At 38.5% G+C, this 18,104-nt stretch carries 19 protein-coding genes; 17 read left to right on the top strand and 2 right to left on the bottom strand.

Annotated features, from left to right (window positions below; all coding sequences use genetic code 11):
* Nucleotides 1-10: 10 nt before the first annotated feature.
* The 9 genes from pgsA (at nt 11) to tsf (ending at nt 7,761) form a co-directional block, all read left to right on the top strand.
* The gene (gene pgsA / locus HT728_RS05930; protein ID WP_173234339.1) at nt 11-556 is read left to right on the top strand and encodes a CDP-diacylglycerol--glycerol-3-phosphate 3-phosphatidyltransferase; all 546 of its coding nucleotides are present in this window, start codon (nt 11-13) and stop codon (nt 554-556) included.
* The gene (locus tag HT728_RS05925; RefSeq protein ID WP_173234338.1) at nt 553-1,380 is read left to right on the top strand and encodes an energy-coupling factor ABC transporter ATP-binding protein; all 828 of its coding nucleotides are present in this window, start codon (nt 553-555) and stop codon (nt 1,378-1,380) included. Before pgsA ends, HT728_RS05925 begins: the two co-directional genes overlap by 4 nt.
* Nucleotides 1,365-2,204, top strand: a complete 840-nt coding sequence (locus tag HT728_RS05920) for an energy-coupling factor transporter ATPase (protein ID WP_173234337.1) — start codon at nt 1,365-1,367, stop codon at nt 2,202-2,204. The genes HT728_RS05925 and HT728_RS05920 overlap by 16 nt, the downstream gene beginning before the upstream one ends.
* The gene (locus HT728_RS05915) at nt 2,197-2,991 is read left to right on the top strand and encodes an energy-coupling factor transporter transmembrane protein EcfT (protein WP_173234336.1); all 795 of its coding nucleotides are present in this window, start codon (nt 2,197-2,199) and stop codon (nt 2,989-2,991) included. The genes HT728_RS05920 and HT728_RS05915 overlap by 8 nt, the downstream gene beginning before the upstream one ends.
* A gap of 59 nt (nt 2,992-3,050) precedes the next feature.
* Nucleotides 3,051-3,869, top strand: coding sequence for a rod shape-determining protein MreC (gene mreC, locus HT728_RS05910; RefSeq protein ID WP_173234335.1), 819 nt, complete (start codon nt 3,051-3,053; stop codon nt 3,867-3,869).
* The gene (gene mreD, locus HT728_RS05905; protein WP_173234334.1) at nt 3,869-4,363 is read left to right on the top strand and encodes a rod shape-determining protein MreD; all 495 of its coding nucleotides are present in this window, start codon (nt 3,869-3,871) and stop codon (nt 4,361-4,363) included. The genes mreC and mreD overlap by 1 nt, the downstream gene beginning before the upstream one ends.
* 93 nt (nt 4,364-4,456) lie before the next feature.
* On the top strand, nt 4,457-5,635 hold the full coding sequence (locus tag HT728_RS05900; RefSeq protein ID WP_081530007.1) for a CHAP domain-containing protein: 1,179 nt from the start codon (nt 4,457-4,459) through the stop codon (nt 5,633-5,635).
* Nucleotides 5,636-5,861: 226 nt separating this feature from the next.
* A complete protein-coding gene (gene rpsB, locus HT728_RS05895) occupies nt 5,862-6,641 on the top strand; it encodes a 30S ribosomal protein S2 (RefSeq protein ID WP_014017378.1) in 780 nt (259 codons plus the stop codon).
* A gap of 79 nt (nt 6,642-6,720) precedes the next feature.
* Nucleotides 6,721-7,761, top strand: coding sequence for a translation elongation factor Ts (gene tsf, locus HT728_RS05890; RefSeq protein WP_173234333.1), 1,041 nt, complete (start codon nt 6,721-6,723; stop codon nt 7,759-7,761).
* 121 nt (nt 7,762-7,882) lie between these two features.
* Here the strand turns inward: tsf and cysK are convergent, their stop codons facing one another.
* Both cysK and HT728_RS05880 read right to left on the bottom strand, forming a co-directional pair.
* Nucleotides 7,883-8,809: a cysteine synthase A gene (gene cysK, locus HT728_RS05885; RefSeq protein WP_000029881.1), complete on the bottom strand. Its 927-nt coding sequence runs from the start codon at nt 8,807-8,809 to the stop codon at nt 7,883-7,885.
* 285 nt (nt 8,810-9,094) lie between these two features.
* On the bottom strand, nt 9,095-9,730 hold the full coding sequence (locus tag HT728_RS05880; protein ID WP_000395741.1) for a YigZ family protein: 636 nt from the start codon (nt 9,728-9,730) through the stop codon (nt 9,095-9,097).
* Nucleotides 9,731-9,786: 56 nt separating this feature from the next.
* Between HT728_RS05880 and HT728_RS05875 the strand changes: the two genes are divergently transcribed.
* The 8 genes from HT728_RS05875 to cbpD all read left to right on the top strand — a co-directional run bounded on the left by HT728_RS05875 (nt 9,787) and on the right by cbpD (nt 18,028).
* Nucleotides 9,787-11,085, top strand: a complete 1,299-nt coding sequence (locus tag HT728_RS05875) for a DEAD/DEAH box helicase (protein ID WP_173234331.1) — start codon at nt 9,787-9,789, stop codon at nt 11,083-11,085.
* On the top strand, nt 11,082-11,744 hold the full coding sequence (locus HT728_RS05870) for a ComF family protein (RefSeq protein WP_173234330.1): 663 nt from the start codon (nt 11,082-11,084) through the stop codon (nt 11,742-11,744). The genes HT728_RS05875 and HT728_RS05870 overlap by 4 nt, the downstream gene beginning before the upstream one ends.
* 79 nt (nt 11,745-11,823) lie before the next feature.
* The gene (gene raiA, locus HT728_RS05865) at nt 11,824-12,372 is read left to right on the top strand and encodes a ribosome-associated translation inhibitor RaiA (RefSeq protein WP_173234329.1); all 549 of its coding nucleotides are present in this window, start codon (nt 11,824-11,826) and stop codon (nt 12,370-12,372) included.
* A 135-nt stretch (nt 12,373-12,507) separates the two neighbouring features.
* Nucleotides 12,508-14,481, top strand: a complete 1,974-nt coding sequence (locus HT728_RS05860; RefSeq protein WP_173218770.1) for a DHH family phosphoesterase — start codon at nt 12,508-12,510, stop codon at nt 14,479-14,481.
* Entirely contained in the window at nt 14,478-14,930 is a 453-nt protein-coding gene (rplI, locus tag HT728_RS05855) for a 50S ribosomal protein L9 (protein ID WP_000864214.1), read from the top strand. The genes HT728_RS05860 and rplI overlap by 4 nt, the downstream gene beginning before the upstream one ends.
* Before the next feature lie 43 nt (nt 14,931-14,973).
* Nucleotides 14,974-16,326 (top strand): replicative DNA helicase, encoded by a 1,353-nt coding sequence (gene dnaB, locus HT728_RS05850; protein WP_112444677.1) that lies wholly within the window; start codon nt 14,974-14,976, stop codon nt 16,324-16,326.
* Between the two features lies 1 nt (nt 16,327).
* Nucleotides 16,328-16,594 (top strand): Veg family protein, encoded by a 267-nt coding sequence (locus tag HT728_RS05845; protein WP_000128619.1) that lies wholly within the window; start codon nt 16,328-16,330, stop codon nt 16,592-16,594.
* Between the two features lie 87 nt (nt 16,595-16,681).
* On the top strand, nt 16,682-18,028 hold the full coding sequence (cbpD, locus tag HT728_RS05840; RefSeq protein ID WP_173234328.1) for a choline binding-anchored murein hydrolase CbpD: 1,347 nt from the start codon (nt 16,682-16,684) through the stop codon (nt 18,026-18,028).
* The last annotated feature ends 76 nt before the right edge of the window (nt 18,029-18,104 follow it).

Below are 18,104 nucleotides of genomic sequence, written 5' to 3'. Positions count from 1 at the left end.
GGAAAAACGAATGAAAAAAGAACAAATTCCCAATCTCTTAACAATAGGTCGAATTCTCTTTATACCTATTTTTATCTTTATTTTAACAGTAGGAAATTCGATAGAGAGTCATATAGTGGCAGCTATTATCTTTGCTGTTGCCAGTATTACCGACTATTTAGATGGATATTTAGCACGTAAATGGAATGTGGTCAGTAATTTTGGTAAATTTGCAGATCCTATGGCGGATAAGTTACTAGTTATGTCGGCTTTTATTATGCTGATTGAGTTAGGTATGGCTCCAGCTTGGATTGTTGCAGTAATTATCTGTCGTGAGTTGGCTGTGACAGGTTTAAGGCTTTTATTGGTTGAAACTGGTGGAACAGTTTTAGCAGCGGCAATGCCTGGAAAAATTAAAACTTTTAGTCAGATGTTTGCGATTATTTTCTTGCTATTACATTGGACTTTGCTTGGTCAAGATCTACTTTATGTAGCCTTGTTTTTCACTATCTACTCTGGCTATGATTATTTCAAGGGTAGTGCTTATGTATTTAAAGGGACATTTGGTTCGAAATGAAATCAATAATTGATGTAAAAAATCTTTCTTTTCGCTATAAGGAAAGTCAGGAATACTATGATGTGAAAGATATTACGTTTCACGTGAAACGTGGAGAATGGCTTTCGATTGTAGGGCATAATGGTAGTGGTAAATCAACGACGGTTCGCTTAATTGATGGCTTACTGGAAGCAGAATCCGGAGAGATTGTAATTGATGGCCAACGGCTGACTGAGGAAAATGTTTGGAAAATACGTCGTCAAATCGGTATGGTTTTTCAAAATCCAGACAATCAATTTGTTGGAGCGACTGTTGAAGATGATGTTGCCTTTGGTTTGGAAAATCAGGGCCTTTCTCGTCAAGAAATGAAAAAGAGAGTGGAGGAAGCTCTGGATTTGGTTGGCATGTTGGACTTTAAAAAGAGAGAGCCGGCGCGTCTATCAGGTGGCCAAAAGCAACGTGTGGCCATTGCAGGTGTTGTAGCCCTAAGACCAGCTATTTTAATCTTAGATGAAGCAACAAGTATGTTGGATCCTGAGGGACGTAGAGAACTGATTGAGACAGTAAAAGGAATTCGGAAAGACTATGATATGACGGTCATTTCCATTACACATGATTTGGAAGAAGTTGCCATGAGTGATCGTGTGTTGGTCATGAAAAAAGGGGAAATTGAATCAACTAATAGTCCAAGAGATCTTTTCTCTCGAAATGATTTGGATCAAATTGGATTAGACGATCCTTTTGCTAATCAATTAAAAAAATCTTTGAGCCAGAATGGCTATGATTTACCTGAAAATTATTTGACAGAAAGTGAGCTAGAGGATAAGCTATGGGAATTGCTCTAGAAAATGTGAATTTTACATATCAAGAAGGGACTCCCTTAGCTTCAACAGCTTTGTCGGATGTTTCTTTGACGATTGAAGATGGTTCTTATACGGCTTTAATTGGGCACACAGGTAGTGGTAAATCAACTATTTTACAACTCTTAAATGGTTTATTGGTGCCAAGTCAAGGGAGTGTGAGGGTTTTTGATACCTTAATCACCTCGACTTCTAAAAATAAAGATATTCGTCAAATTAGAAAACAGGTTGGCTTGGTATTTCAGTTTGCTGAAAATCAGATTTTTGAAGAAACGGTTTTGAAAGACGTTGCTTTTGGACCGCAAAATTTTGGAGTTTCTGAAGAAGATGCGGAGCAGATTGCACGTGAGAAACTGGCTTTGGTTGGAATTGATGAATCACTTTTTGATCGTAGCCCGTTTGAGCTATCAGGTGGACAAATGAGACGTGTTGCCATTGCAGGTATACTTGCAATGGAGCCAGCTATATTAGTCTTAGATGAACCCACAGCAGGTCTGGATCCTCTGGGAAGAAAAGAGTTGATGAACTTGTTCAAAAAACTCCACCAGTCAGGGATGACCATTGTCTTGGTAACGCATTTGATGGATGATGTTGCTGAATATGCGAATCAAGTCTATGTAATGGAAAAGGGACGTTTAGTTAAGTATGGTAAACCGAGTGACGTCTTTCAAGATGTTGTCTTTATGGAAGAAGTGCAGTTGGGAGTACCTAAAATTACGGCCTTTTGTAAACGATTGGCTGATAGAGGTGTGTCATTTAAACGATTACCGATTAAGATAGAGGAGTTCAAGGAGTCGCTAAATGGATAGTATGATTTTGGGGCGTTATATCCCAGGGGATTCGATTGTTCACCGATTGGATCCACGTAGCAAATTACTTGCTATGATGCTACTGATTTTGATTGTGTTTTGGGCTAATAACCCTTTGACGAATCTAATTCTTTTCATAGTGACAGGGATATTTATTGCCTTGTCAGGAGTATCTCTTTCATTTTTTATTCAGGGCTTGAAATCTATGTTTTTCTTGATTGCCTTCACAACTATTTTTCAACTTTTTTTCATTTCTAATGGGAATGTTTTATTTGAGTTTTCGTTTGTGAGAATCACGGATTATGCTTTGCAACAAGCTGGGATTATTTTTTGTCGCTTCGTATTGATTATTTTCTTTTCAACTTTGTTAACCTTAACAACCATGCCCTTAAGTTTGGCCTCAGCTGTAGAAGCTTTGTTAGCGCCTTTAAAGCGTGTGAAAGTTCCAGTTCATGAAATTGGATTGATGCTGTCCATGAGTCTACGTTTTGTTCCAACATTGATGGATGATACGACGCGGATTATGAATGCGCAGAAAGCACGTGGAGTGGATTTTGGTGAAGGAAGCATCGTTCAAAAAGTAAAGGCGATGATTCCCATTTTGATTCCTCTTTTTGCGACAAGTTTAAAACGTGCAGATTCCTTGGCTATCGCCATGGAAGCGCGTGGTTATCAGGGTGGAAAAGGTAGAAGTCAATACCGACAATTGAAATGGACTCGAAAGGATACGCTGACCATTCTTGTTATTCTCGTACTTGGTTGTTGCTTATTTTTCTTAAAATCTTAGTAGCTTTCAGGAATTGATAAAAAAGTTACTGTAACAGTTCTTGATATAAAGGTAGGGATATGAACCGTTTTAAAAAATCAAAATATGTCATTATTGTTTTTGTCACTGTTCTGCTTGTCTCAGCTCTCTTAGCGACGACTTATTCAAGTACAATTGTGACAAAATTAGGAGATGGAATCTCATTGGTTGATAGGGTTGTACAAAAACCTTTTCAGTGGTTTGATTCTGTCAAATCAGATTTGGCTCATTTGACACGAACATATAATGAAAATGAAAGTTTGAAGAAACAGATTTACCAGTTAGAAGTCAAATCAAATGAGGCGGAAACTTTAAAGACAGAAAATGAACAATTGCGCCAATTGCTTGATATGAAGTCCAAGTTGCAAGCTACAAAGACTTTGGCAGCAGATGTTATTATGCGTTCTCCGGTATCTTGGAAGCAGGAGTTGACTTTAGATGCAGGGAAATCAAAAGGGGCTTCTGAGAATATGTTAGCTATTGCAAATGGTGGCTTGATTGGGAGTGTTTCAAAAGTAGAGGAGAACTCTACTATAGTCAACCTTCTGACAAATACGGAAAATACTGATAAGATTTCTGTTAAAATTCAACACGGCACTACCACAATTTATGGAATTATTGTTGGCTACGACAAGGAAAATGAAGTTCTTAAAATTAGTCAATTAAATAGTAATAGCGATATTAGTACAGGCGATAAGGTGACAACGGGTGGATTAGGAAACTTTAACGTTACGGATATTCCTGTTGGTGAAGTGGTTGCCACAACGCATAGTACAGACTATTTGACACGAGAAGTAACTGTTAAATTGAGTGCAGATACTCATAATGTGGATGTGATAGAATTAGTGGGGAATTCATAATGAGACAGTTGAAGCGGGTTGGAGTGTTTTTATTGCTTCCTTTCTTTGTTCTAATTGACGCCCATATTAGCCAGCTTCTGGGCTCATTTTTCCCCCATGTACATTTGGCTAGTCATTTTCTATTTCTATTTCTATTATTTGAGACGATAGAAGTATCAGAGTATCTCTACCTAGTCTATTGTTTTGTGATAGGCTTGGTTTACGATGTTTACTTTTTCCATCTAATAGGGATTGCAACTCTCTTATTTATCTTATTGGGAGCGTTTCTTCATAAATTGAATAGTGTTATTTTGTTGAATCGTTGGACAAGAATGCTAGCCATGATTGTCCTGACCTTCCTGTTTGAAATGGGTAGTTATCTTTTGGCTTTTATGGTAGGATTGACAGTGGATAACATGCCGATTTTTATAGTCTATAGCTTGGTACCGACGATGATTTTAAATTTTTTATGGATTATTGTTTTTCAATTTATTTTTGAAAAATATTATCTATAAGAACGACATATAAATGTAACAAAGGCGTAATATTTATTGGAGTTTTTTTTGGTATACTAGTATTGTCTTAAACAGAAGGAGTATTTATTAACCATGAAGAAAAAAATCTTAGCCTCGCTTTTATTAAGTACAGTAATGGTTTCCCAGGCAGCAGTATTGACGACTGCTCATGCAGAAACGACTGATGACAAAATTGCTGCTCAAGATAATAAAATTAGTAACTTAACAGCACAACAACAAGAAGCACAAAAACAAGTTGATCAAATTCAGGAGCAAGTATCTGCTATTCAAGCAGAGCAATCTAACTTGCAATCTGAAAATGATAGATTACAAGCAGAATCTAAGAAACTCGAGGGTGAGATTACAGAACTTTCTAAAAACATTGTTTCTCGTAACCAATCTTTGGAAAAACAAGCTCGTAGTGCTCAAACAAATGGAGCCGCAACTAGCTACATCAATACAATCGTAAACTCAAAATCAATTACAGAAGCTATTTCACGTGTTGCTGCAATGAGTGAAATCGTATCTGCGAATAACAAAATGTTAGAACAACAAAAGGCAGATAAAAAAGCTATTTCTGAAAAACAAGTAGCAAATAATGATGCTATCAATACTGTAATTGCTAATCAACAAAAATTAGCTGATGATGCTCAAGCATTGACTACGAAACAGGCAGAACTAAAAGCTGCTGAATTGAGTCTTGCTGCTGAGAAAGCGACAGCTGAAGGGGAAAAGGCAAGTCTATTAGAACAAAAAGCAGCAGCTGAGGCAGAGGCTCGTGCAGCTGCGGCAGCAGAAGCAGCTTATAAAGAAAAACAAGCTAGCCAACAACAATCAGTACTTGCTTCAGGTAATACAAACCTAACAGCACAGGTACAAGCAGTATCTGAATCTGCAGTGGCACCTGTTCAGGCTAAAGTACGTCCAACATATAACACGGATGCCTCAACTTACCCAATTGGAGAATGTACCTGGGGAGTTAAAACATTAGCACCTTGGGCTGGAGACTATTGGGGTAATGGAGCACAGTGGGCTACAAGTGCAGCTGCAGCAGGATTCCGTACAGGATCGACACCTCAAGTTGGAGCAATTGCATGTTGGAACGATGGTGGATATGGACACGTAGCGGTTGTTACAGCTGTTGAATCAACAACACGTATCCAAGTATCAGAATCAAACTATGCAGGTAATCGTACACTTGGAAATCACCGTGGATGGTTTAATCCAACAACGACTTCTGAAGGTTTTGTAACATATATTTATGCAGACTAATTAGAGAGAGGGACTCGAATAGAGCCCTCTTTTTCAGGTTTTACCAGAGACAATAACTATTAAAAATTATATCAAAATAGCTTGAAAATATTGGAAAAGTATGGTAAAATGAAAATTGTCGTGTGAACGATAATACTCATTCTTGATGAATTGTGAAGCAGTTGCTCTTGGGTCGTTTTGCGAGTTGAAGTCAAGAAGAGGAAAAAAACAAAAAGGAGAAATACTCATGGCAGTAATTTCAATGAAACAACTTCTTGAGGCTGGTGTACACTTTGGTCACCAAACTCGTCGCTGGAACCCTAAGATGGCTAAATACATCTTTACAGAGCGTAACGGAATCCACGTTATCGACTTGCAACAAACTGTAAAATACGCTGACCAAGCATACGACTTCATGCGTGATGCAGCAGCTAACGATGCAGTTGTATTGTTCGTTGGTACTAAGAAACAAGCAGCTGATGCAGTTGCTGAAGAAGCAGTACGTTCAGGTCAATACTTCATCAACCACCGTTGGTTGGGTGGAACTCTTACAAACTGGGGAACAATCCAAAAACGTATCGCTCGTTTGAAAGAAATCAAACGTATGGAAGAAGATGGAACTTTCGAAGTTCTTCCTAAGAAAGAAGTTGCACTTCTTAACAAACAACGTGCACGTCTTGAAAAATTCTTGGGTGGTATCGAAGATATGCCTCGTATCCCAGATGTGATGTATGTAGTTGACCCACATAAAGAGCAAATCGCTGTTAAAGAAGCTAAAAAATTGGGAATCCCAGTTGTAGCGATGGTTGACACAAATACTGATCCAGATGATATCGATGTAATCATCCCAGCTAACGATGATGCTATCCGCGCTGTTAAATTGATCACAGCTAAATTGGCTGATGCTATCATTGAAGGACGTCAAGGTGAAGATGCAGCAGCAGTTGAAGCAGAATTTGCAGCTTCAGAAACTCAAGCAGATTCAATTGAAGAAATCGTTGAAGTTGTAGAAGGCGACAACGCTTAATTCATAATAAATAGTAATTACCTAGGAGGGCGGGGCTTAGCCCGGCTCTCCTATTTTTAAAAAATATAGGAGAATCAAAATGGCAGAAATTACAGCTAAACTTGTTAAAGAGTTGCGTGAAAAATCTGGTGCTGGTGTTATGGACGCTAAAAAAGCATTGGTTGAAGTGGAAGGCGATATCGAAAAAGCGATTGAATTGCTTCGCGAAAAAGGTATGGCAAAAGCAGCTAAGAAAGCTGACCGTGTTGCTGCAGAAGGTTTGACTGGTGTTTATGTTGACGGTAACATTGCAGCAGTTGTTGAAGTAAATGCTGAAACTGACTTCGTTGCGAAAAACGCTCAATTTGTTGAGTTGGTAAACGCAACAGCTAAAGCAATCGTTGAAGGAAAACCAGCTAATAACGAAGAAGCTCTTGCTTTGACAATGCCTTCAGGTGAAACTCTTGAAGCTGCATACGTATCTGCAACAGCGACTATCGGAGAAAAAATCTCATTCCGTCGCTTTGCTTTGATTGAAAAAACAGATGCACAACACTTCGGAGCCTACCAACACAACGGTGGACGTATCGGTGTTATCTCTGTAATCGAAGGTGGAGACGAAGCACTTGCTAAACAATTGTCAATGCACATCGCAGCGATGAAACCAACAGTTCTTTCTTACAAAGAATTAGATGAACAATTCGTTAAAGATGAGTTGGCACAATTGAACCACGTTATCGACCAAGATAACGAAAGCCGTGCAATGGTTAACAAACCAGCTCTTCCACACTTGAAATATGGATCAAAAGCACAATTGACTGATGATGTTATTGCTCAAGCTGAAGCTGACATCAAAGCTGAATTGGCTGCAGAAGGCAAACCAGAAAAAATCTGGGACAAAATCATCCCAGGTAAAATGGATCGCTTCATGCTTGACAATACTAAAGTTGACCAAGCTTACACACTTCTTGCACAAGTTTACATCATGGATGACAGCAAGACAGTTGAAGCATATCTTGAATCAGTTAACGCTTCAGTAGTTGAGTTCGCTCGCTTTGAAGTTGGTGAAGGTATTGAGAAAGCTGCAAACGACTTTGAAGCTGAAGTTGCAGCTACAATGGCAGCAGCCTTGAATAACTAATTATAGAAAGGAAGTAAATTTGCTTCCTTTTTTCTATGCAGTCGATCCCTATAGGGAGAGCTTCCTATTTTCAAGGTAAAAATAAAAAGCCCTATAATAAGGGCTAAGTGCATTTAGGAGACTAAACTTCAAATTCATAGAGTGCTGTAGAGAGATAACGTTCACCGTTATCTGGTGCTAGAGCAAGGACTTTTTTACCTGTACCTAATTTTTTGGCAATCTCGATGGCTCCGTAGATAGCTGCAGCTGAAGAAATCCCTACAAGGAAGCCTTCTTTTCCACCAATTTCACGTCCGAGTGCAAGAGCATCATCTGATGTTACGCGAACGATACCATCATAGGCTTTAGTATCAAGTGTATCAGGAATAAATCCAGCTGAGATACCTTGAATTTTGTGAGGACCAGGTTTTTCACCAGATAGAATGGCGGATTCATCAGCTTCCACTGCATAAACTTGAATGTTTGAATTTGCTGATTTGAGTGCATGAGAAACACCAGAAATTGTTCCACCGGTACCAACTCCAGCAACAAAGGCATCTAATCCATCTTTACCGAAAGCAGCTAGTATCTCAGCTCCTGTTGTTCTTTCGTGTACTTCTGGATTAGCGGGATTGTCAAATTGAAGAGGAAGGAAACCATCACGTTCTGCAGCGATTTCTTGAGCTTTAGCAATAGCTCCTTTCATTCCCTCACTACCAGGAGTTAGGACGAGTTCAGCACCATAAGCTTGGATAATCTTACGTCGTTCTACACTCATGGTTTCAGGCATAACGATGACAACTTTATACCCTTTAGCAGCACCTACCCATGAAAGTCCAATACCAGTGTTTCCACTTGTTGCTTCAACAATGGTAGAACCAGGTTTTAGAATACCGTCTTGTTCCGCTTTTTCAATCATGCTAAGAGCAATACGGTCTTTTACCGATGAACCAGGGTTAAATGCTTCAAGCTTTACATAGACGTCCGCAGCACCTTCTGGCACAATGTTGTTGAGTTTAACAATCGGAGTTTGACCGATTAGTTCAGTAATGTTGTTATAAATAGACATATGAATACCTCTTTGTATAAGATATTTCTAGTATAACGCTAACTATACCATTTGTAAAATATAGAAATCCTATCGGAGCGATAGGATTTTTTTATATCACAGGTCTAAGCCATTAATTTTTAAGCGATTGTGATAAGTTAATTTTAGTAAATAGGTGTAAAGAAGAAAGTTATCAGTTTTCTTTTTGAATTGCTTCATTTTCTAGTAACTCTTGGCAAGAACCTTTTTATGTTGCTAATTAAAGTAGCGGTGAAAATATCAGTGAAACACTGTATTATCTATTGTTTACACTAGGTTTACAGGAACCTCAACTTCGCGTAAACCTTGATCAGTTAAAGTGACTTTTCCATTAAAAAACTCCACCAGTGCAGCTTTAATAGTTTCTTTTTCTTCTTTATCAACATAAATCATCGTATCGACTTGATCTGTAAAGTTTGTCTCAAGTTCCATGAGCTCATGTTCCTTAAGAAAGTTACTGTACTCTTGGTACTGAGCGTAAGACATTTGAATAGCAATGCCCGCCTGTTCCTTTATTTCAATGATGCCAATTTCTTTGACGGCTAAGGCAACACTGCCTGCGTAAGCACGAATTAGTCCTCCAGCGCCTAGTTTAATACCACCAAAGTAGCGTGTCACGACCACACAGACATTGGTGAGATTGTGATTTTCTAGTACCCCAAGCATGGGAACACCAGCAGTGCCACTAGGCTCGCCATCATCACTTGTACGTTTGATTTCACTACGTTCCCCAATAATAAATGCAGAGCAGTTATGCGTAGCTTTGTAGTGTTCTTTTTTGATAGCAGTAATGAAGTCACGAGCCTCTTCTTCGCTATAAACACGCTTGGCATGACAGATAAAGCGGGATTTTTTGATTTCTTCTTGGACTTGACCGTCCTCTTTAATTGTTCTAAATTCCATGATTTAATTGTACTAAAAAATCATCTAAAGTGCTAGGCTTTTACGAATAAAGAAGTATGAAAGTAAATCCAAACTATCTCGGTCGTTTGTTTACTGAGAATGAATTAACAGAAGAGGAGCGTCAGTTGGCGGAGAAACTTCCAGCAATGAGAAAGGAGAAGGGGAAACTTTTCTGTCAACGTTGTAATAGTACTATTCTAGAAGAATGGTATTTGCCCATCGGTGCTTACTATTGTCGGGAGTGCTTAATTATGAAGCGAGTCAGGAGTGATCAAGCTTTATACTATTTTCCACAGGAGGATTTTCCGAAGCAAGATGTTCTTAAATGGCGTGGTCAATTAACTCCTTTTCAAGAGAAGGTGTCAGAGGGACTGATTCAAGCAGTAGACAAGCAGGAGCCAACCTTAGTTCATGCAGTAACAGGAGCAGGAAAGACAGAAATGATTTATCAAGTAGTGGCTAAAGTGATCAATGGAGGTGGTGCAGTATGTTTGGCTAGTCCTCGCATAGATGTTTGTTTGGAGCTGTATAAGCGCCTGCAAAATGATTTTTCTTGCGAGATAGCCCTCCTACATGGAGAATCAAAGCCGTATTTTCGAACACCACTAGTTGTTGCGACGACCCATCAGTTATTGAAATTTTATCAAGCTTTTGATTTGCTGATAGTGGATGAAGTAGATGCTTTTCCTTATGTTGATAATCCCACGCTTTACCATGCTGTCAAGAATAGTGTAAAGGAGAATGGATTGAGAATCTTTTTAACAGCGACTTCGACCGATGAGTTAGATAAAAAGGTCCGTTTAGGAGAACTAAAAAGACTGAGCTTACCTAGACGATTCCATGGAAATCCGTTGATTATTCCAAAACCAATTTGGTTATCGGATTTTAATCGCTACTTAGACAAGAATCGTTTGTCACCAAAGTTAAAGTCCTATATTGAGAAGCAGAGAAAGACAGCTCATCCGTTACTCATTTTTGCTTCAGAAATTAAGAAAGGGGAGCAGTTAAAAGAAATTTTACAGGAGCAATTTCCAAATGAGAAAATTGGCTTTGTATCTTCTGTAACAGAGGATCGATTAGAGCAAGTACAAGCTTTTCGAGATGGAGAACTGACAATACTTATCAGTACGACAATCTTGGAGCGTGGGGTTACCTTCCCTTGTGTGGATGTTTTCGTAGTAGAGGCCAATCATCGTTTGTTTACCAAGTCTAGTTTGATTCAGATTGGTGGACGAGTTGGACGAAGCATGGATAGACCGACAGGAGATTTGTTTTTCTTTCATGACGGGTTAAATGCTTCAATCAAGAAGGCAATTAAGGAAATTCAGCAGATGAACAAGGAGGCAGGCTTATGAAGTGTTTGTTATGTGGGCAGACTATGAAGACTGTTTTAATTTTTAGTAGTCTCTTACTTCTGAAGAATGATGAGTCTTGTCTTTGTTCAGACTGTGATTCTACTTTTGAGAGAATTGGAGAAGAGAACTGTCCAAATTGTATGAAAACAGGTTTGTCAACAAAGTGTCAAGATTGTCAATTTTGGTGTAAAGAAGGAGTTGAGGTCAGTCATAGAGCGATTTTTACTTACAATCAAGCTATGAAGGATTTTTTTAGTCGATATAAATTTGATGGAGACTTCCTGTTAAGAAAAGTGTTCGCTTCATTTTTAAGTGCGGAGTTAAAAAAGTACAAAGAGTATCAATTTGTAGTCATTCCCCTAAGTCCTGAAAGATTGCTCGAGAGGGGATTTAACCAGATTGAAGGTTTAGTTGAAGCAGCAGGGTTCTCTTTTCAAGACTTACTAGAGAAAAGAGAAGAACGAGCCAGTTCTTCTAAAAGTCGCTCAGAGCGCTTGGCGACAGAACTTCCTTTCTTTATTAAAAGTGGAGTCCGCATTCCTAAGAAAATCCTACTTATAGATGATATTTATACTACAGGAACAACTATAAATCGTGTGAAGAAACTGCTGGAAGAAGCTGGTGCTGAGGATGTAAAAACATTTTCCCTTGTAAGATGAGGAAAAAATTTGCAAAAATAGAATGAAAGCGTTATAATAAAATCATAAAAACAAAAATGTTTAGAAAGAAGGTACTCATATGATTAAATATAGTATCCGTGGTGAAAACCTAGAAGTAACAGAAGCAATTCGTGATTATGTAGTTTCTAAACTCGAAAAGATCGAAAAGTACTTCCAGCCAGAACAAGAGTTGGATGCCCGAATTAACTTAAAAGTTTATCGTGAAAAAACGGCTAAAGTGGAAGTAACGATTCCGCTTGGCTCTATTACTCTTCGTGCAGAAGATGTGTCTCAAGATATGTATGGTTCAATTGACCTTGTAACCGATAAAATTGAACGTCAGATTCGTAAAAACAAAACAAAAATCGAGCGTAAAAATAAAAATAAGGTAGCAACTAGTCAATTATTTACAGATGCTTTGGTGGAAGATCCAAATGTTGTCCAGTCTAGAGTTGTTCGTTCAAAACAAATTGATTTAAAACCAATGGATTTGGAAGAAGCTATTCTACAAATGGATTTGTTGGGACATGATTTCTTTATCTATGTGGATGTTGAAGATCAGACAACCAATGTGATTTATCGTCGTGAAGATGGCGAAATTGGTTTGTTAGAAGTTAAAGAATCTTAATTTCAATATGTGTAAAGGTAGGTTTACTGAATTGTAAACCTCCTTTTTCTTATAATTGATAGAATTACTGATTACACTTTTAAAAAGTCGCTTTTTGAGGGTTATTATGGTATAATGGGTGCCAAGAGGTTTGGAATGAAAAAATTTTATGTAAGTCCAATTTTTCCTATTCTAGTAGGATTGATTGCGTTTGGAGTCTTATCCACTTTCATTATTTTTGTTAATAATAATCTGTTGACGCTTTTAATTTTGTTTCTTTTTGTAGGAGGCTATGTTTTTTTATTTAAGAAACTGAGAGTGCATTATACAAGGAGTGATGTAGAACAGATACAGTATGTAAACCACCAAGCGGAAGAAAGTTTGACATCTCTATTGGAACAGATGCCTGTAGGTGTTATGAAATTGAATTTATCTTCTGGAGAGGTTGAGTGGTTTAATCCCTATGCTGAATTGATTTTGACCAAGGAAGATGGCGATTTTGATTTGGAAGCTGTTCAAACGATTATCAAGGCTTCAGTAGGAAATCCGTCTACTTATGCCAAACTGGGTGAGAAGCGTTATGCTGTTCATATGGATGCTTCTTCCGGTGTTTTGTATTTTGTAGATGTATCCAGGGAGCAAGCCATAACAGATGAGTTAGTAACGAGTCGACCAGTGATTGGAATTGTATCTGTGGATAATTATGATGATTTGGAGGATGCAACTTCTGAGTCAGATATTAGTCAAATCAATAGTTTTGTAGCTAATTTTATATCAGAGTTTTCAGAAAAATACATGATGTTTTCTCGTCGGGTAAGTATGGATCGATTTTATCTATTTACTGACTACACGGTGCTTGAGGGCTTGATGAATGATAAATTTTCTGTTATTGATGCTTTCAGAGAAGAGTCGAAACAGAGACAGTTGCCCTTGACCTTAAGTATGGGATTTTCTTATGGCGATGGAAATCATGATGAAATAGGGAAAGTTGCTTTGCTCAACTTGAACTTGGCTGAAGTACGTGGTGGCGACCAGGTGGTTGTCAAGGAGAATGATGAAACGAAAAATCCAGTCTACTTTGGCGGTGGGTCGGCTGCGTCCATCAAGCGCACTCGTACCCGTACTCGATCAATGATGACAGCCATATCTGATAAGATTCGTAGTGTGGATCAAGTGTTTGTAGTTGGGCATAGAAATTTAGATATGGATGCCTTGGGCTCTGCTGTAGGTATGCAGTTGTTCGCCAGCAATGTGATTGAAAATAGCTATGCTCTTTATGATGAAGAACAAATGTCTCCAGATATTGAACGTGCTGTTTCATTCTTAGAAAAAGAAGGAGTTACGAAGTTGTTGTCTGTTAAGGATGCAATGGGGATGGTGACCAATCGTTCTTTGTTGATTCTTGTAGACCATTCAAAGACAGCCTTAACATTATCAAAAGAATTTTATGATTTGTTTACACAGACCATCGTTATTGACCACCATAGAAGGGATCAGGATTTTCCAGATAATGCAGTCATCACTTATATCGAAAGTGGTGCAAGCAGTGCCAGTGAGTTGGTAACGGAATTGATTCAGTTCCAGAATTCTAAGAAAAATCGTTTGAGTCGTATGCAAGCAAGTGTCTTGATGGCTGGTATGATGCTGGATACTAAAAATTTCACCTCACGAGTGACTAGTCGGACATTTGATGTTGCTAGCTATCTCAGAACGAGAGGAAGTGATAGTATTGCTATCCAAGAAATCGCTGCGACAGATTTTGAAGAATATCGTGAGGTCAATGAACTGATTTTACAGGGGCGTAAATTAGGTTCAGATGTACTAATAGCAGAGGCTAAGGACACGAAATGCTATGATACAGTTGTTATTAGTAAGGCAGCAGATGCCATGTTAGCTATGTCAGGTATTGAAGCGAGTTTTGTTCTTGCGAAAAATACACAAGGATTTATCTCTATCTCAGCTCGAAGTCGTAGTAAACTGAATGTACAACGGATTATGGAAGAGTTAGGCGGTGGAGGTCACTTTAATTTGGCAGCAGCTCAAATTAAGGATTTAACCTTGTCGGAAGCAGGTGAAAAACTGACAGAAATTGTATTAAATGAAATAAAGGAAAAGGAGAAAGAAGAATGAAAGTAATCTTTTTAGCAGATGTTAAAGGAAAAGGTAAAAAAGGCGAAATTAAGGAAGTACCAACAGGGTATGCGCAAAACTTTCTTATCAAAAAGAACCTAGCAAAAGAAGCGACTGCTCAAGCTGTAGGTGAACTTCGTGGTAAACAAAAATCCGAAGAGAAAGCTCACGCTGAGATGATTGCAGAAGCAAAAGCAATTAAAGCCCAACTTGAAGCAGAAGAAACGGTTGTAGAATTTGTTGAAAAAGTTGGTCCAGATGGTCGTACCTTTGGTTCTATTACCAATAAGAAGATTGCAGAAGAATTGCAAAAGCAATTTGGAATTAAGATTGATAAACGTCATATTCAAGTACAAGCTCCGATTCGAGCGGTTGGTTTGATTGATGTGCCAGTGAAAATCTATCAAGATATCACAAGTGTAATCAATCTTCGTGTGAAAGAAGGATAAGTTTACACCTTCTTGACAAGATTGTAAAAGGAAGGGAAGTCTGATGGCAGAAGTAGAAGAGTTACGAGTACAACCTCAAGATATCTTAGCTGAGCAATCTGTTTTGGGGGCTATCTTTATTGATGAGAGTAAACTTGTTTTTGTGCGAGAATATATTGAGTCTCGGGACTTTTTTAAGTATGCCCATCGTTTGATTTTCCAAGCTATGGTTGATTTATCCGATCGTGGCGATGCTATAGATGCAACAACGGTTCGTACCATTCTTGATAATCAAGGTGATTTACAGAATATTGGTGGCTTGTCTTACTTGGTTGAGATTGTCAATTCTGTGCCAACTTCTGCTAATGCGGAGTACTATGCTAAGATTGTTGCAGAAAAAGCAATGCTACGGCGATTAATCTCCAAGTTGACAGAGTCTGTCAATCAAGCTTACGAGGCTTCGCAACCAGCTGATGAAATCATTGCTCAGGCAGAAAAAGGCCTGATTGATGTCAGTGAAAATGCTAATCGAAGTGGATTTAAGAACATTCGAGATGTGTTGAATATCAACTTTGGAAATCTGGAAGCTCGCTCGCAGCAAACGACTGATATTACAGGTATTGCGACAGGCTATCGTGATTTAGATCATATGACGACTGGTCTTCATGAGGAGGAGTTGATTATCTTAGCAGCTCGTCCGGCGGTTGGTAAGACAGCCTTTGCCTTGAATATTGCTCAGAATATTGGGACCAAGTTGGACAAAACGGTTGCTATTTTTTCACTGGAAATGGGTGCGGAAAGTCTAGTGGATCGTATGTTGGCGGCAGAAGGTTTGGTGGAATCCCATTCTATCCGTACGGGGCAATTGACTGATGAGGAATGGCAAAAGTATACCATTGCTCAAGGGAATCTAGCCAACGCGAGTATCTATATCGATGATACGCCAGGGATTCGAATCACGGAAATTCGTTCTCGCTCACGCAAACTTGCTCAAGAAACGGGTAATCTTGGTTTGATTTTGATAGATTACTTGCAGCTTATCACGGGAACTGGGCGAGAAAACCGCCAACAAGAAGTTTCAGAAATTTCACGTCAGTTGAAAATCCTAGCAAAAGAACTGAAAGTTCCAGTAATTGCTCTAAGTCAGCTTTCTCGTGGTGTAGAACAACGTCAGGATAAAAGACCAGTCTTGTCTGATATTCGTGAATCTGGGTCTATTGAGCAAGATGCTGATATCGTAGCTTTTCTCTATCGTGACGATTACTATGAGCGTGGTGGTGAAGAAGAGGACGGTATCCCAAATAATAAGGTGGAAGTTATTATCGAGAAAAACCGTAGTGGAGCTCGTGGAACAGTGGAATTGATTTTCCAAAAAGAATACAATAAATTTTCAAGTATCTCAAAAAGGGAGGCATAAAATGACAGATGCATTTACAGATGTAGCTAAGATGAAAAAAATCAAAGAGGAAATCAAGGCACATGAGGGTCATGTAATTGAAATGACCTTGGAAAATGGGCGTAAGCGTCAAAAAAATAGATTGGGTAAGTTAATTGAAGTTTATCCATCCCTATTTATTGTGGAATTTGGGAATGTGGAAGGAGATAAACAGGCTAATGTTTACGTTGAATCCTTTACTTACTCAGATATCCTTACAGAAAAAAATCTAATTCATTATCTGGACTAAAGTGAGAAATTTTCTCACTTTTTCTTTTTTCTCCGAATAGTTTAAGTGAAGGTAATCTTCGATTTATATTATTTTCAAGGAGGAAGAATGAAAATTTTACCGTTTAAAGTAACAGAGACAAGGTTTTCTTTCAGAAAATCAGCTAAAAAGGTTGTTCCTTTTTTAGTAGTAGGATTGATGTTAGCAGCGAGTGATAGTGTATATGCCTATTCTGGAGGAAATGGATCGATTGCGCGTGGGGATGATTATCCTGTTCATTATAAAAATGGGAGCCAGGAGATTGATCAGTGGCGCATGTATTCTCGTCAGTGTACTTCTTTTGCAGCCTTTCGTTTGAGTAATGTCAATGGTTTTGAGATTCCAAGGGCTTATGGAAATGCGAATGAATGGGGGCATCGTGCTCGTCGTGAAGGCTATCGTGTAGATAATACACCGACGATTGGCTCCATTGCTTGGTCTACTGCAGGAACTTATGGGCATGTTGCCTGGGTGTCAAATGTAATGGGAGATCAGATTGAGATCGAGGAATATAACTATGGTTATACAGAAGCCTATAATAAACGAAGTATAAAAGCAAATATGATGACAGGATTTATTCATTTTAAAGATTTGGCTGGTGGCAGTGTTGGGAATAGTCAAACCTCAGTTTCAACAGGAGGAACACATTATTTCAAGTCTAAGTCTGCTATCAAAAATCAGCCACTAGCTAGCGCAACTGCGATTGATTACTATTATCCTGGGGAGAATGTTCATTATGATCAAATTCTCGAAAAAGACGGCTACAAGTGGTTGAGTTATACAGCTTATAACGGAAGCTATCGTTATGTTCAATTGGAGGCTGTGAATAAAAATCCTCTAGGTAATTCTAGTCTTTCTTCAACAGGAGGAACACATTATTTTAAGAGCAAGTCTGCTATCAAAAATCAGCCATTAGTTAGCGCAACTGCGATTGATTACTATTATCCTGGGGAGAAGGTTCATTATGATCAAATTCTCGAAAAAGACGGCTACAAGTGGTTGAGTTATACGGCTTATAACGGAAGTCGTCGTTATATCCAGTTAGAGGGTGTGACTTCTTCACAGAATTATCAGAACCAATCAGGGAATAGCTCTAATTATAGCTCAAATAATGGATCGACTGTCGGTTGGAAGAAAATAAATGGTAGTTGGTATCATTTCAAATCAAATGGGTCTAAATCAACGGGATGGTTGAAAGATGGATCTAGCTGGTATTATTTGAAATCATCTGGTGAAATGCAGATAGGCTGGTTAAAGGAAAATGGCTCGTGGTATTATCTGGATAGTTCAGGGGCAATGAAAACAGGCTGGTATCAAGTTTCTGGTAAGTGGTATTATTCTTACTCTTCAGGTGTCTTAGCTGTTAATACGACGGTGGATGGCTACAGAGTAAACAGTGATGGAGAACGAGTATAGAAAATTGGAGTAGGAAATTTTTCCTGCTCTTTTCTGTAAGCAGTTTCCTTGACATTTTTCTTATTTTGCGCTATCA

The organism is Streptococcus sp. 544 (assembly GCF_013277385.1).
Classification (GTDB): domain Bacteria; phylum Bacillota; class Bacilli; order Lactobacillales; family Streptococcaceae; genus Streptococcus; species Streptococcus mitis_BA.
Note: the sequence above shows the minus strand (reverse complement) of the source record. Positions and strands in the feature narration are given on the sequence as shown.